Origin of the sequence: Okeania sp. SIO2C9 (assembly GCF_010672455.1) — a bacterium.
Lineage (GTDB): Bacteria > Cyanobacteriota > Cyanobacteriia > Cyanobacteriales > Microcoleaceae > Okeania.
Map to the genome: position 1 here is coordinate 36368 of NZ_JAAHGO010000015.1, position 13696 is coordinate 50063.

Annotated in this window: 8 protein-coding genes and 4 pseudogenes; 6 read left to right on the plus strand and 6 right to left on the minus strand. The window is 37.6% G+C overall.

The window, feature by feature from the left end; translation table 11 throughout:
* Positions 1 to 311: 311 nt before the first annotated feature.
* Positions 312 to 500, minus strand: coding sequence for a hypothetical protein (locus F6K23_RS14520; RefSeq protein WP_293156502.1), 189 nt, complete (start codon positions 498 to 500; stop codon positions 312 to 314).
* 56 nt (positions 501 to 556) lie between these two features.
* The gene (locus tag F6K23_RS14525; protein WP_293156504.1) at positions 557 to 745 is read right to left on the minus strand and encodes a DNA cytosine methyltransferase; all 189 of its coding nucleotides are present in this window, start codon (positions 743 to 745) and stop codon (positions 557 to 559) included.
* A 618-nt stretch (positions 746 to 1363) separates the two neighbouring features.
* Here F6K23_RS14525 and F6K23_RS14530 point away from each other — a divergent pair.
* The gene (locus F6K23_RS14530; RefSeq protein ID WP_293156506.1) at positions 1364 to 1855 is read left to right on the plus strand and encodes a hypothetical protein; all 492 of its coding nucleotides are present in this window, start codon (positions 1364 to 1366) and stop codon (positions 1853 to 1855) included.
* A 553-nt stretch (positions 1856 to 2408) separates the two neighbouring features.
* Here the strand turns inward: F6K23_RS14530 and F6K23_RS14535 are convergent.
* The 3 genes from F6K23_RS14535 to F6K23_RS14545 form a co-directional block, all read right to left on the minus strand.
* Positions 2409 to 3089 (minus strand): pentapeptide repeat-containing protein, encoded by a 681-nt coding sequence (locus F6K23_RS14535; protein ID WP_293156508.1) that lies wholly within the window; start codon positions 3087 to 3089, stop codon positions 2409 to 2411.
* A gap of 625 nt (positions 3090 to 3714) precedes the next feature.
* Positions 3715 to 5346, minus strand: a complete 1632-nt coding sequence (locus tag F6K23_RS14540) for a peptidylprolyl isomerase (protein WP_293156510.1) — start codon at positions 5344 to 5346, stop codon at positions 3715 to 3717.
* Positions 5347 to 5618: 272 nt separating this feature from the next.
* Positions 5619 to 6980, minus strand: coding sequence for a peptidylprolyl isomerase (locus tag F6K23_RS14545; protein WP_293156512.1), 1362 nt, complete (start codon positions 6978 to 6980; stop codon positions 5619 to 5621).
* Between the two features lie 184 nt (positions 6981 to 7164).
* Here F6K23_RS14545 and F6K23_RS14550 point away from each other — a divergent pair.
* From F6K23_RS14550 to F6K23_RS14560, 3 pseudogenes are all read left to right on the plus strand, one after another.
* A pseudogene (locus tag F6K23_RS14550) lies at positions 7165 to 7491 on the plus strand (peroxiredoxin); the annotation flags it as partial.
* Between the two features lie 624 nt (positions 7492 to 8115).
* Positions 8116 to 10025 (plus strand): annotated as a pseudogene (gene ltrA, locus F6K23_RS14555) (group II intron reverse transcriptase/maturase).
* Between the two features lie 17 nt (positions 10026 to 10042).
* Positions 10043 to 10117: pseudogene (locus F6K23_RS14560) on the plus strand (peroxiredoxin); the annotation flags it as partial.
* Between the two features lie 175 nt (positions 10118 to 10292).
* On the opposite strand, the gene F6K23_RS14565 reads toward F6K23_RS14560, so the two are convergent.
* The gene (locus F6K23_RS14565) at positions 10293 to 10493 is read right to left on the minus strand and encodes a hypothetical protein (protein WP_293156514.1); all 201 of its coding nucleotides are present in this window, start codon (positions 10491 to 10493) and stop codon (positions 10293 to 10295) included.
* A 224-nt stretch (positions 10494 to 10717) separates the two neighbouring features.
* Here F6K23_RS14565 and F6K23_RS14570 point away from each other — a divergent pair, with 224 nt between their 5' ends.
* The gene (locus F6K23_RS14570; RefSeq protein ID WP_293156516.1) at positions 10718 to 12649 is read left to right on the plus strand and encodes a group II intron reverse transcriptase/maturase; all 1932 of its coding nucleotides are present in this window, start codon (positions 10718 to 10720) and stop codon (positions 12647 to 12649) included.
* A gap of 66 nt (positions 12650 to 12715) precedes the next feature.
* Positions 12716 to 12871, plus strand: a pseudogene (locus F6K23_RS14575) (peroxiredoxin); the annotation flags it as partial.
* Positions 12872 to 13696: the final 825 nt, after the last annotated feature.

The window sequence follows — 13696 nt, forward strand, 5'->3', positions numbered from 1 at the left end:
TTGCTTTTAATTACTGATAAAAGCTTTCTTAATTGAGAAACGAAAAATGGGTGCATCTCAATGCGTGAATAAAGTCAAAAATTTATCGCTTTTAGGCAACAGGCAACAGCTCATCTGGGAATAGTTCATCTGGGAATAGCTCATCTGGGAATAGCTCATCTGGGAATAGGGAATAGGGAATATTATAGGAAAAAAGTATTTTTGCTTGCTATGAGATGCACCCCGAAAAATCTTACTACAAAAGTCAGCTCCAAAGTCTATATTCATTCAAACCCCTTTCTTAAGCACAGAGTCTTATTAGACTTGTCGCTTTATAACTTAAAAAATCCCCAAAAACCTTGTTCTGTAAGGATTGTAGTTATTGGATTGCAAAAATTATTGGAATTATTGCTCTGTCGTGGAGTTTTTCGGCTTGTTTTAATAACTTTTCGTGCCTGTTCATACTTGATACCTAATAAACGTTCTGATTCTTGTGGATGATTGTGAATGTAGTCAAGCATACTGGTCATAATTAGCCATAAAAAATTACATTTTATATGACTCTATCACAATTTATTTATTTTTCGGAGATGTCTATTATGTAGTAACCAAATGCTTTTGCTAGAAGTGGTGGTACAGCATTACAAATTTTTGTGTAGTTTTCAATTGTTGTACCCTTAAATATAAAGCGATCGGGAAATGATTGAATACGAGCACATTCTCTAGGAGATAAAAATCTATTTAGGGCTTGCTGATTAAATCTCAAAGCATTGATAGATAAAGGTAAGTGCCTTTTTAAGTATCAAAAAGTGCGAGGTTTTGGGTGGTAATGGTTCAATTAGGAGCGGATTTTGGTCAAGAGTTGCGCAGAAAAATCTTGGGACAAAACTTAGCTCCTGCCTCCTCGCTCATTCCAATTTCTCCTGTCTTCCCCTCCAGGGAGGGGGAGGGGCGAGGGGTGGGTTGTCTCCTGTCTCCTGTCTCCTGTCTCCTACCCTCACCCATAAGACTAGTGAAGCGCAAACCCTATTTAATTCCACCTCATCCTGATGGGTGAGTTCAAGAATGCGCGAATTTAGAATGCGCGAATTTAGAATTACCTCTCCTTGAAGAGAAGAGGATTGGGTTAAAAGGAATTTTTTTCTTCTCTTGGTCGATTGAATATGGCGCAGGTTTCGGAGCCACCCCATCCTACGGAATTCTTTCCTTACGGAATGCTATCGCAAACGCAAACGACCGCTTTTTTCTCCATGAATGGAGAGGCTTTATACCTTAATTTTTCGGTAAAAATTACCAAACTAGGAGATATTTTTCTGGAATTTACTATCTAACCTTAGAAGTATAAGAAAGAAATAAGTCACTGAATTTCAGGAGAATTTTTCCTATGACTATTAAAACAAACCTAAATAAAATTATTAGCCTTGGTTTAGTTGCTTTAACTGCTACTTCTTTGTCATTTGCAACTATAATTCCCATGAAAGTTGCTTTTGCAGAACCAATACGGCAAAAAAGTGTAAGTCCAGATGTAATCAACGAAGGGATGAATGGAGTGTGGAATTTGCAATGGAGGGTAAATGGATGGTTACACAGGGGACGTTTAAGAATGGATGGAAATTTTGGAACTATGATTGTCAATGTCACTGGGCCTAATGGTAGAAAAGTTTATGCCGAACAACAAATGAATATGGTTCCAGATGCTAATGGTTATGCTCTTCAGGGTAGTAGACCTACTTATCCTGGTAGTAATGCAATCAACCGTGCTTATCAACCTGATACTTTTTATGTCGAGTCAGGTCATCGTGGTAATTGGCAAATGAGAAATTGTTCTGATTATTCTGGTTGTATTCCAGTGAGAATGACAAGAATTGATAGATAAATTAAGTCTAGCTATTTTAGGGGTAGGTTGAGTGAATATAATTTTCTGATTTTTCCAGAATTTACCTAAAAAAACCTACCCATCATATCTGATATTGAATTTGTCTAATTACCAATTAGATCATGTCCGGTTGAATAGTTATAAATAAAAATGGAGGAGTAATGAGTAATGAGTAATGAGTTATGAGTTATGAGTTATGAGTTATGAGTTATGAGTTATGAGTTATGAGTTATGAGTTATGAGTTATGAGGAGGGAATTTTAAGCTATAAATGAAGAGAAAGTTTTTTGATCACGCTATTATCCGGACATGATATTAGATCATGTCCGGATAATAGCGTAATAAAAAACTTTCTTCTCCTCTTCCTTTTTCTTCCCTCCTGACTCCTGATCTGAAATCCGGTTATACATTTATCTCACTTTCTACTTCCATTCAATGCAGACATAAAATGCCGGAATCTCCCCAGATAATTCGCACTTTCATCCTTCCTTTCTCCTGACCCCTAACTCCTGACACCTCCCTCGTTATTTATAACTATTCAACCGGACATAATATTACTCATTAATTGAGCCATCAGGCATAATTGTTCCTCTCATAATTACTCCATTTAAATCTACATCAGTAATAATTGCACCTTCCAAATTAGCATTACTTAAATTAGTTTCTTGTTTATGACCCCGGAAAGAGAAACTATGAAAATCTGTTCCATTCAAATTAGTATCAGCAAGATTAGCATATTCTAAGTTAGTACCACGGAGACTAGCATTACTTAAATTAGCCTTTTGTAGATTTGCTCCCCAGAGTCTTGCTTCTAACAAATTAGCATTAACTAAATTGGCATTACTTAAATTTGCTAAAGTTAGATCAACTTCCAACAAACGAGTGTTACTTAAGTTTGAATTTGTTAAATTAGCTCTATTAATATCTGCTCTATATAAATTAGCTCCTGTTAAATTAGCTCCTGTTAAATTAGCTCCCGAAAAGTTAGCACCATTCAAATCTGCACCCTGAAAATTTACACCAGTTAAATTAGCTCCCGAAAGATTCGCATTGCTTAAATTAGTTTCATGTAAATCTATCTCACTTAAATCGCACTGTTTCCACAAAAATGATACGCACCAATTATCTTGTAGTAGATGATTAATATCTTCAGAATTAGCTGCTATGACTGGTGCGGATAAACTAAAATAAATTAAAGAAATGGCTAAGGTAATAGCGGCTAAAAATTTCATCATATCTCGTTATTTTAATTGAATTTAAATTACATTTTTTTGAACCTATGAAGGTAGAAAACACTAGAACAGGGAAAAATTATCAATTTGTTTGATCGACTAGAATTACTATATATAACAGGGAATAGGGAATAGTAATAGTGGTACGACCCCCCATAGGTGGCATACGCACCTGGTAGCAAACTCGGTGTCATGGAATGTTGGAAAAGCATTTCCCTGGGTAAGGTTCATCATCACTCTATGTCCTAATCAACTCGTTCCTTACTATAGGACGTTGCTGATTCTGGGTATGATGCAAGCCCCCCTAGCCCCCCAATTTTGGGGGGAATAAAACTCTAAAAGTCCCCCAATGCGTGGGGGATGCGCGGGGGCTTGGCCAGAACAAAACAATCGCACATTCATACTTCTATTCAGCAACGCCTACTATAGTAGTCGCCATTACTGTATTTGACTTATGAAACAGCTCAAACAACAGAATATAAATAATCAAACTTCTTCCTTCTGCTATAAAAAAGAAACTTTATCCAAAATCAATACAATATAAAATTCGCTAGTACAACTTTAAACATAATCATAATATGTCAAAATTGTCTAGCGAACTCAATAATACTTTTAATCTTACCATTCTTTAACCAAGACGGAGAGCATAATCAGTCTCTGGTACTGCAAAAATGTTATTTTCAACATCTTCTATGGAAGTATCTTGAATTACTCCTAATATAAAGCCACTGTCAGACAGTCTAATTACTGTGTCATCATCGAATAATTCATAAGCTAACCCTTCAGAAGGAATGAAATTAGCAATCACGACAATTCGATCGTTATCTGCGACATTAAAATCAGTAATCAAGTCAGCTTGGTCTATTTCATCTATGCCATCAACAATATCAGCTCGCAGAATAAAGCTATCTGCACCCAAACCACCAGTCAGGATATCAGCACCATGATCCCCAATGATAATATCATCTCCTTTGCCACCTATTAATATATCAACACCTTTTCCACCTCTGACAAAGTCTTGACCGTCACGACCGCTAACTATATCATTACCTTCGTTTCCACTAAGGATATCTGTACCATTACCACCAGATATTTCATCGTCACCTGCCAAACCCATAATTGCAAAAGAGGAATCAGTATCAACGTCGCTTATTTCGAGAACATCAATAACATCATCACTCTCTGTTCCAATGATGGTTGTGAAAGAAGAATCAACAACATCTATATCCAGAATGCTTTCATCGCTGTCATTTTCAGCTATCTCAGTTGTTTCTTCTGAGTTTTCATTTTCATCAACAGCGCTAGCTATTTCATCACCCTCATCCTCATCATCATCTTCTTCACTGTCAGAATTTTCATCTGTTTCATCATTAGGAAGGTCTTCAAGAGACTCGGTTAATTGAGAACCCAATAGAGCTCCTTCTAATAATAGATCTGTTCCATTATTAGAATCATCAACATTATCGATATCCTCAATATCTTCAGTACCTTCATCCATAGAGATAACATAAGATACCTTCACTTTATTGTCCGCATTAACCCAATCATTGAGTAAATCTGAGTCAGCAGCTATCTCTGAAGTTCTACTAGATATATCTCCGTCAACTACCCTAGCTACAAGAATGCGATCGCCCTCTCGAATCTCTTGCACAAAATCAAAACCATCAGTCACTTCACCAAATACTGCATAACGGCCATCCAGTTCATTGTCAGTATCTAAGGTAAAGTAAAATTGTGAAGAAGCTGTATCTAGTGCTTGACTTCGTGCCATAGCAATTACCCCTGTTTCATGGGATAGCTCTACTGGATCGGCAACTACCTCGTTATAGACAATTTCTCCTGTTTCTGCAACTTGAATTTCCAAAGGTATTTCCCGTGGTGCTTCTGTTGCAGGATTAATAAATTTCCCCGACCCTAAATCTTCAATCAAAAAATCAGGATCTCTGCCTTGGGGGTCACCAGTTTGAACTACAAAACCTTCTTCAAACCGATGGAATACCAGAGCATCATAGAAATAATGTTGATCTACCAAGTTTACAAAGTTAGCTACTGTGACTGGAGCGCTGGCGGAGTTGAGTGTAACAGTAATTTTTTCTCTCTCACCACGCTCTTCTTCTTCATCATCATTTTCTTCATCATTTTCTTCTTCTTCTTCCTGGGATACCTTTTGTACCACCATTTCCACTGTGACTTCCTGGCCTTCTAAATCAGCTAATTCTAGCTCTTCTAAATATTCTTCGGTAGTTTTTGTTTCTTGCATTGGTTGATTAGTTCCTTAGTTCCTTGAGTTGTTCACAATTTGCTACTTCATTATATTCTATTCTTAATTTGGCTGGCGATAAAACTTCTTAAATATCAGGAAGAAGGTCAATTTAAAAGAGGATAAACTTCTTTTAATCATTGTTGACCGCTCTCTAATTTTTTTCACTCTTGCATAGCAAAGTATAAGAAATCAAAACAGCTATAGTTCAAACTAAAATACTTGATTTTATATTGCTTTTTTTCTACTAATAAACTTTTCCATAAATTCAATTATCCAATTCTCAAAGCTGCATCTCCAAAAGGCAGTGTATCAGGAACAGAAATAGTAGCAAAATCGAAAAAGAAACTGGCGTTTCTAACTTCTTCTGCTGTCGAATTATTCACCGTACCAAGAATCATATTATCTTCCTCTGTTTCACCTTCTAATTGAATTACTGTATTATTTCCTTCTTGAGTAAAAGATAGGGCAGATATTTGTACCGAAACACCTATTCTATCCCCTTCTAAAAAATTAAAATCTTCGATTGTATCTGCATTATCTTCTTCATTTTCTATTAAGGTCAAAATAAAAGTATCTGCACCTGCTTCACCTAATAAATTATCCGTACCAGCATCACCAATTAAAATATCATTTCCTTCCCCAGCAGTTAATACATCACTATCTTTACCACCGCGTAAAAAATCATCTCCTCTACCACCAAATAAAGTATCACTATCTAAGTTGCCATTCAGAATATCATTATCAGGACCACCAGATAATAAATCAAACCCTTTTCCACCCCGAAGATAATCAGAACTATCTCTACCATCTAAACTATCATCTCCTTGATTACCATTAATTACATCATTAAGTATTGAACCTGTAATTTCATCATTTCCTTCTAATCCTAATACACCAAATACTTCTTGAGATAATTCTGTGGAAATTGGAAAAATATCATCTCCTTCTGTTAAAACTTGAAAGAAATCAATAGGTAATGGAATATTTGCACGATTAACAATATTAATAAAATTATTGAGCAGAGTAGTATCAGTAATAATTTGTGAAACCCGACTAGGAATTATTCCTTGAGTAACTCTCGCAGCAGTAATACTATCACCTAATTCTAGTTCTTCTATAACATCTAACCCATCTATTACATTACCAAATACGGCAAAACTACCATCTAATACTGATAAATCATTCAGGGGAATATAAAATTGAGAAGATGCAGAATTTAACTCCGTTGTACGAGCCATTCCAATTGCACCTACTACATTTGGTAGTTGTAATGGAGGAGAAACTATTTGATTGTAAATAATTTCTTGCCCAAGTCCTAACGGCCGAATTTCTAAAGGAATAAATCGAGTTTCATTTGTGAGTGGGTCGATAAAATTACCACTTCCTAAAAGTTCCAAAGGAACATCTGGATTTCTACTGAAAGGGTCTCCTGCTTGAACTAATGAAAATTGTGGTTGATTTTCGATGCGATGAAATCTGACACCATCATAAAAATTTCGTTCTACTAAATCAACAAAATTACCTCCAGTTATTGGTGCATTTATACCATCAACTTCTATAGTAACTATTTGATTATCAATCACCATTAATACTGTTGCTGGACTTGATATTTGTGGTAAATCTTCTTCCATTTTTCCTAATTTTATGGGTAAAATTTTTGTACAAATTGCTTATTATATAGTAAATTTTCTGGCTTTTCTGATAAACGCTATTTTTCCTCAAAATCCGAAATATTAGATTTGAACAATTTCCTCAAAGAAAATTTGTTCGTAAATTTATGTAAACTTATATAAAGTAGAGTTTTCATCGTAAATTATGACCACCCGTCGGAATCTAATTAGCATATTTTTAGCTAGCTGTTTAGCTTTGATAACTTGGTTTAACTTTATTCCCAATACTTGGGCACTTGGAGGAAAATTACCGGAGTTATACCAACCAGCACCAGAATTTACTTTACCCACGAATACTGGAGATGGAGAAATTTCTTTATCTGATTATCGGGGTAAGTGGATAGTGCTTTATTTTTATCCTAAAGATTTTACTTCTGGTTGTACTATTGAGGCGCGTAGGTTTCAACAAGATTTGCCAAAATATATTTCTAGAAATGCTCAAATTTTAGGTGTTAGTGCAGATGATATAGACGTGCGACTCGTTGGCTAGTCAATACTACTGAAAAGCAGATATATCTAGCCTTCCAGGTCACAACATGAAGCTAATAACTTTCCCTACGGGATAACTTCGTTAACGACCTGTGAAAACTCTTATATCCTTGGTGGTGAAATTCCATCTGCCCTGTTGTTGGGTTGACAGCATAGGCCACACTGGTGAGACTGAATATCAAACTGGTGAAGCTGGCCTAAAAGCGGGAAAATACCAGTTACCGAGGAACGATACCGCGAGCAAAGGCTGACAAGTGGACGAACAGAAAGGTAATTAAACTCTCGTGACAACTGACCATTCCAAAGGTAGCTATGGAATGTAGGATGAAAATCAGGGGGTCAATGGATAATCTTATGTTTATGAGAATTATCAACAACCATGCCGAACCCTCCGGGAGAATTTGCCCCACTAAATCAGTCGTAATAAAGGAATAAGGGAACGAGGAAACCTCTCTAAGACACCTAAGAATATAGGTCGAGAACTTAGGAAGCCATTCAAGGTCAGCCTGCACTCATGTTGCAGGTCTTAGGGAGAGTAGGATTGGATAATAAGCATTAATTTGCAGACGTATCCACTGTTAGACGTAATGTAAGGCAATGAATAGTAATGAATAAAGCTCAGACACTAAAAAGAAAGTTAGGGTCACCTAAGCCATTTTTAAGCGTAGCAAGGCATACAGAGGATATACCTTCACAAATTTCAATCAATCCTAACCTTAATTGGAAGGACATTAATTGGAAGAAGGTAGAGAAATCTGTATTCAAATTACAAAAATTGATTTACAGAGCATCCAGCCGTGGCGAATTCCGCAAGATGCACAGATACCAAAAACTTCTTTTAAAAAGCTATTACGCAAGGTTGCTAGCTGTTAGGCGCGTGACACAGCATAACCAAGGCAAGAAAACTGCTGGAATAGATGGTATTAAAAATCTACCACCAATGCAGAGATTCAACTTGGTGAACCTACTCTCATCACGCCACCTCAAGGCAAGCCCGACCCGCAGAGTCTGGATACCAAAACCAGGGAAGGATGAAAAGCGACCGCTTGGAATCCCAACAATGTACGACCGTGCATTACAAGCCCTGGTGAAGCTAGGTATGGAACCAGAGTGGGAGGCACGTTTTGAACCTAAAAGCTATGGTTTTAGACCAGGAAGGTCAACGCATGATGCTATAGAGGCCATCTTTGACAGTATCAAGAATAAACCTAAATATGTACTTGATGCTGACATATCCAAATGCTTTGACCGAATTAACCATGATGCACTTTTAGGAAATATAGGTCAATCTCCTTACAGACGACTAATCAAACAATGGTTAAAGTCTGGGGTGCTTGACAACAATCAATTCCTAGAATCTGTGGAAGGTACACCACAGGGAGGGGTAATTAGTCCCCAAAAGCGCAAACATCGCCCTGCACGGAATGGAAGAGTGTTTAAACAAATTCGCTGAATCTTTACCAGGAAGAAAACGAGCAAATAAGCAAGCACTATCCATAATACGCTATGCTGATGACTTCGTAATCTTACACGAAGATGTCAAAGTAGTGCTACAAGCTAAATCCGTAATACAGGAATGGTTAAACCAGGTAGGATTAGAACTAAAACCAGAGAAAACTAAGATTGCCCACACCTTGAAAGAATATGAAGGAAATAAACCCGGATTTAACTTTCTAGGTTTCGCAATTAGGCAATGGAAAGTTAAGTCAACTAAACAAGGATTTAAAACGCTGATAAAACCATCCTCCAAAAGTATCAAAACTCATTATCGGAAATTGGCGGATATATGTGATTATCATAAAACTGCCCCTGCCAAAGTTTTGATAGCCAGATTAAACCCAGTAATAAGGGGATGGGCTAACTATTTCTCAACAGTAGTCAGTAAGGAAGTATTCAGTGAGATGGATATGCTCCTGTGGAAAAAACTATGGAGATGGGCAAGTAGAAGGCATCCAAATAAGTCGGCTAAATGGGTTAAGAAGAAGTATTTCCCCAAAATTAAAGAAACCAGGAATTGGGAATTTAACGATGGCGAATATATACTAAACCGACACGCAGATGTATCTATTATAAGACACATCAAAGTTAAAGGTAATAAATCACCCTATGATGGCGACTGGACTTATTGGAGCAGCAGAATCGGCAAACATCCAGGCGTAAGGAAAGAAGTCACAGCGCTACTTAAACGGCAAAAGAATAAATGCGCATCTTGTGGACTAACCTTTAGACCAAACGACCTAATTGAAGTTGACCATATAAAACCAAGGTCTGAAGGTGGTGACAACACATATAAAAATAAACAACTATTGCACCGACATTGCCACGATACTAAAACTGCCTTAGATAAAAAGACATACGCAGAACTAAAGTTACAGGACTTACCTGAAGATTATTTATGGGTTGACGATATGTTGACACTAAGACAGGGATGTGCCCATGAAAAGGGACGTTTAAGAGAGGAGCCGTGATGAGGTGAAAGTCTCACGTCCGGTTCTGAAGACGAGTCGGGTAGGGTAACTTACCTGGCTTAGTTTAACTCCCATGCTGAATTTTGTGATTCTGAAGGATTAAAATTTCCGTTGTTAGCTGATACGGATGGAAGTGTTAGTGTGCGACTCGTTGGTTAGTCAAACTGCCGAAAAGCAGACATATCTAGCCTTCCATGGCTAATCTTAAAGGAGGTTAAATATTTGGCCATCGGAAAACTCTTATTTCCTTAGTGGTGAAATTCCACCGCCTCGTTGTCTAGGTAGAAAGCATAGGCCACACTGGTGAGACTGAACATCAAACTGGTGAAGCTGGCCTAAAAGCGGGAAAATACCAGTTACCAGGAACGATACCGCAAGCAAAGGCTGACAAGTGGACGAACAGGAAGGTAATCAAACTCTCGTTATTCCGAACCATCTCAAAGGTAGCTATGGGATGTAGGACGAAAGTCAGAGGGTCTATGGATAATTCTATACTTACGGGATTATCGACAACCATACCGAACCCTCCGGGAGATTTTACCCTACTAAATCAGCCGTAAAAAGGAATAAGGGAACGAGGAAACCTCTCTTTGACACCTAAGAATATAGGTCGAAATCTTAGGAAGCCATTCAAGGTCAATCTGCACCTCGGGTTGCAGGTTTTAGGGAGAGTAGGATTGGGTAAAAAGCAGTAATGCAGACTTATCCACTGTTAGACGTAATGTAAGGCAATGAATAGTAATGAATAAAGCTCAGACTCTAAAAAGAAAGTTAGGAAATCCTAAGCCACTTTTAAGCGTAGCATGGGATACAGAGGATATACCTTCACAAGTTTCAATTAATCCCAACCTTCAATGGAAGGATATTAATTGGAAGAAAGTAGAGAAATCTGTGTTCAAATTACAAAAATTGATTTACAGAGCATCCATGAGTGGCGAATTCCGCAAGATGCACAGATACCAAAAACTTCTGACCAAAAGTTATTACGCTAGGTTGCTAGCTGTTAGGCGCGTGACACAGGATAACCAAGGACGGAAAACTGCTGGAGTAGATGGTATAAAAAATCTATCTCCAATGCAGCGATTCAACTTGGTGAACCTACTCGCATCACGCCACATCAAAGCAAGTCCCACTCGCAGAGTCTATATACCAAAACCAGCTAAAGATGAAAAGCGAGTGCTAATTGATGAGGTCTCCTCAGAATGTAAGACGCACTCAAGACAACGTCCTCTAGGCATCCCAACGATGTACGACCGCGCGTTACAAGCCCTGGTGAAATTAGGTATGGAACCAGAGTGGGAAGCACGCTTTGAACCTAATAGCTATGGTCTTTTCCGGTGGTCAACACATGATGCCATAGAAGCTATCTATATAAGCATTAACCATAAACCAAAATATGTTCTAGATGCTGATATATCCAAATGCTTTGATCAAATTAACCATGATGCACTGCTGAGGAAATTAGGTCATTCACCATACAGACGATTAATCAAACAATGGTTAAAGTCTGGAGTGTTTGATAATAAACAATTCCTAAAATCTGTGGAAGGTACACCACAGGGAGGGGTAATCAGCCCCCTACTAGCAAACATCGCCCTGCACGGAATGGAAGAAAGACTAATGGAATTTGCCGAAAAACTCCCGATTAGACATCCTAATGGAAGAGCAATGGCAAAGAAATACAAACGTCAAAGTCTCTCCCTAATACGCTATGCTGACGACTTCGTTATCCTACACGAAGATATCAAAGTAGTCCTGCAAGCAAAAGCCGTAATACAGGAATGGTTAAACCAGGTAGGACTAGAACTAAAACCAGGAAAAACCAAAATTGCCCATACCCTGGAAGAATATGAAGGGAATCAACCTGGATTTGATTTTCTAGGTTTTACAATTAGGCAATGGAAGGTTAAGTCAACTAAACAAGGATTTAAAACGCTGATAAAACCGTCCTCTAAGAGTATCAAAACTCACTACCGGAAACTGGCAGATATATGTAATTCTCACAAAACTGCCCCTACTAAAGCTCTAATAGCTAAATTAAATCCGGTAATAAGAGGATGGGCTAACTACTTTTCAGCCGTAGTCAGTAAGGAGATATTCAAAAAAATTGATGACCTCCTGTGGAAAAGGCTATGGAGATGGGCAAGTAGGAGGCATCCGAATAAGTCAGCCACTTGGGTTAAGAAAAAGTATTTCCCCAGCGTAAAAGGAACCAGAAATTGGGTACTTAACGAAGGCGAATATATACTAAATCTGCACTTTGATGTACCTATTATACGGCATATTAAAGTAAAAGATAATAAATCACCCTATGACGGTGACTGGACTTATTGGAGCAGCAGAATCGGAAAACATCCAGGCGTAAGGAAAGAAGTCACAGCGCTGTTAAAACGGCAAAAGAATAAATGCGCATCCTGTGGACTAACCTTTAGACCAAACGACCTAATTGAAGTTGACCATATAAAACCAAGGTCTGAAGGTGGTGACAACACATATAAAAATAAACAACTGTTGCACCGACATTGCCACGATACTAAAACTGCCTTAGATAAAAAGACATATCAAAAAACAAAGTCACAGGACTTACCTGAAGGTTATTTATGGGTTGACGATATGTTGATATTAAGGCAGGGATGTACCCATGAAAAGGGACGGCTAAGAGAGGAGCCGTGATGAGGTGAAAGTCTCACGTCCGGTTCTGAAGACGAGTCGGGTAGGGTAACTTACCTGGCTTAGTTTAACAAAGCTTACGGTTCATGGATGAATTTTTTCTCGATGCGACATACTTTTATTATCGATCCAGATGGGATGTTGCAGGAGATTTTTCTAGGGGTTAGACCACCTATTCATAGTCAAGAAGTTTTGGCTGATTTAGATGAGTTGCAAAAGAGTTAGCTAAGTTAATTAAGTAGGGAGTTATGCACCACTCCCTACTAATTTTAAGTAGCAGATGAATTATTGCTACATATAAGTTTTTTTCCTCTCAGTACTATTTCTGGCGTAATTATTCCAGGTTATTTACTTATACAAATTATTGAATTAGTTGTATTATCTTCTTCTAGAAATACTGCACCTGTAAAGCTATTTCAAAAATTAATAATTAATAATTAATAATTAATAATTAGGGCTTGCTGATTAAATCTAAAAGCATTGACATATAAAGACTTTAGCTTTTTTGGTGTCGAAAAAAGTACGCCTGTTTCAGCTCTTCATGCTCATGCATGGAGCGTATTTTAGGCGCATAGTTAGGCAGAAAAATCATTCTTACAATTCTTTCTACTACCTCTTCGCTCATTCCCATTTCTCCTGTCTCCTGTCTCCTACAAAGAGCAAAAAGACTTTATGAGCGCAAACCCTAATTAACAATTACCTCTAGTTAAAACCGTTACGGAATTGAATATAAGGAAATATTATTTCTTCTCTTGGTCGTAAGTTTTCGGGGTGCATCTCATATTTGCAAAAATACTTTTTTCCTATATATTCTCTGTTCCCTGTTCCCTGTTCCCTGTTCCCTGTTCCCTAAAAATGATAAATTTTTGGCTTTATTCACGCATTGAGATGCACCCAGTTTTCGATTTGAGGGAATAGGGAATAAGGAAGAGAAAAAAATGCGGTACCTGATGAATATGAGAACCGCTATATCATTGATTTGATAATTAAAGATCAACACCTTTTACCCAAAAAAACATGATTTTTAAGTTAATCTATTAATCTATGGAA

What these genes read in the sequence shown, in the direction of transcription:
- F6K23_RS14520 (WP_293156502.1), bottom strand. Translation starts at nt 500, where the DNA reads ATGCTTGACTACATTCACAATCATCCACAAGAATCAGAACGTTTATTA.
- F6K23_RS14530 (WP_293156506.1), top strand. Translation starts at nt 1,364, where the DNA reads ATGACTATTAAAACAAACCTAAATAAAATTATTAGCCTTGGTTTAGTT.
- F6K23_RS14535 (WP_293156508.1), bottom strand. Translation starts at nt 3,089, where the DNA reads ATGATGAAATTTTTAGCCGCTATTACCTTAGCCATTTCTTTAATTTAT.
- F6K23_RS14540 (WP_293156510.1), bottom strand. Translation starts at nt 5,346, where the DNA reads ATGCAAGAAACAAAAACTACCGAAGAATATTTAGAAGAGCTAGAATTA.
- F6K23_RS14545 (WP_293156512.1), bottom strand. Translation starts at nt 6,980, where the DNA reads ATGGAAGAAGATTTACCACAAATATCAAGTCCAGCAACAGTATTAATG.
- F6K23_RS14565 (WP_293156514.1), bottom strand. Translation starts at nt 10,493, where the DNA reads ATGGTTGTCGATAATCCCGTAAGTATAGAATTATCCATAGACCCTCTG.
- F6K23_RS14570 (WP_293156516.1), top strand. Translation starts at nt 10,718, where the DNA reads ATGAATAAAGCTCAGACTCTAAAAAGAAAGTTAGGAAATCCTAAGCCA.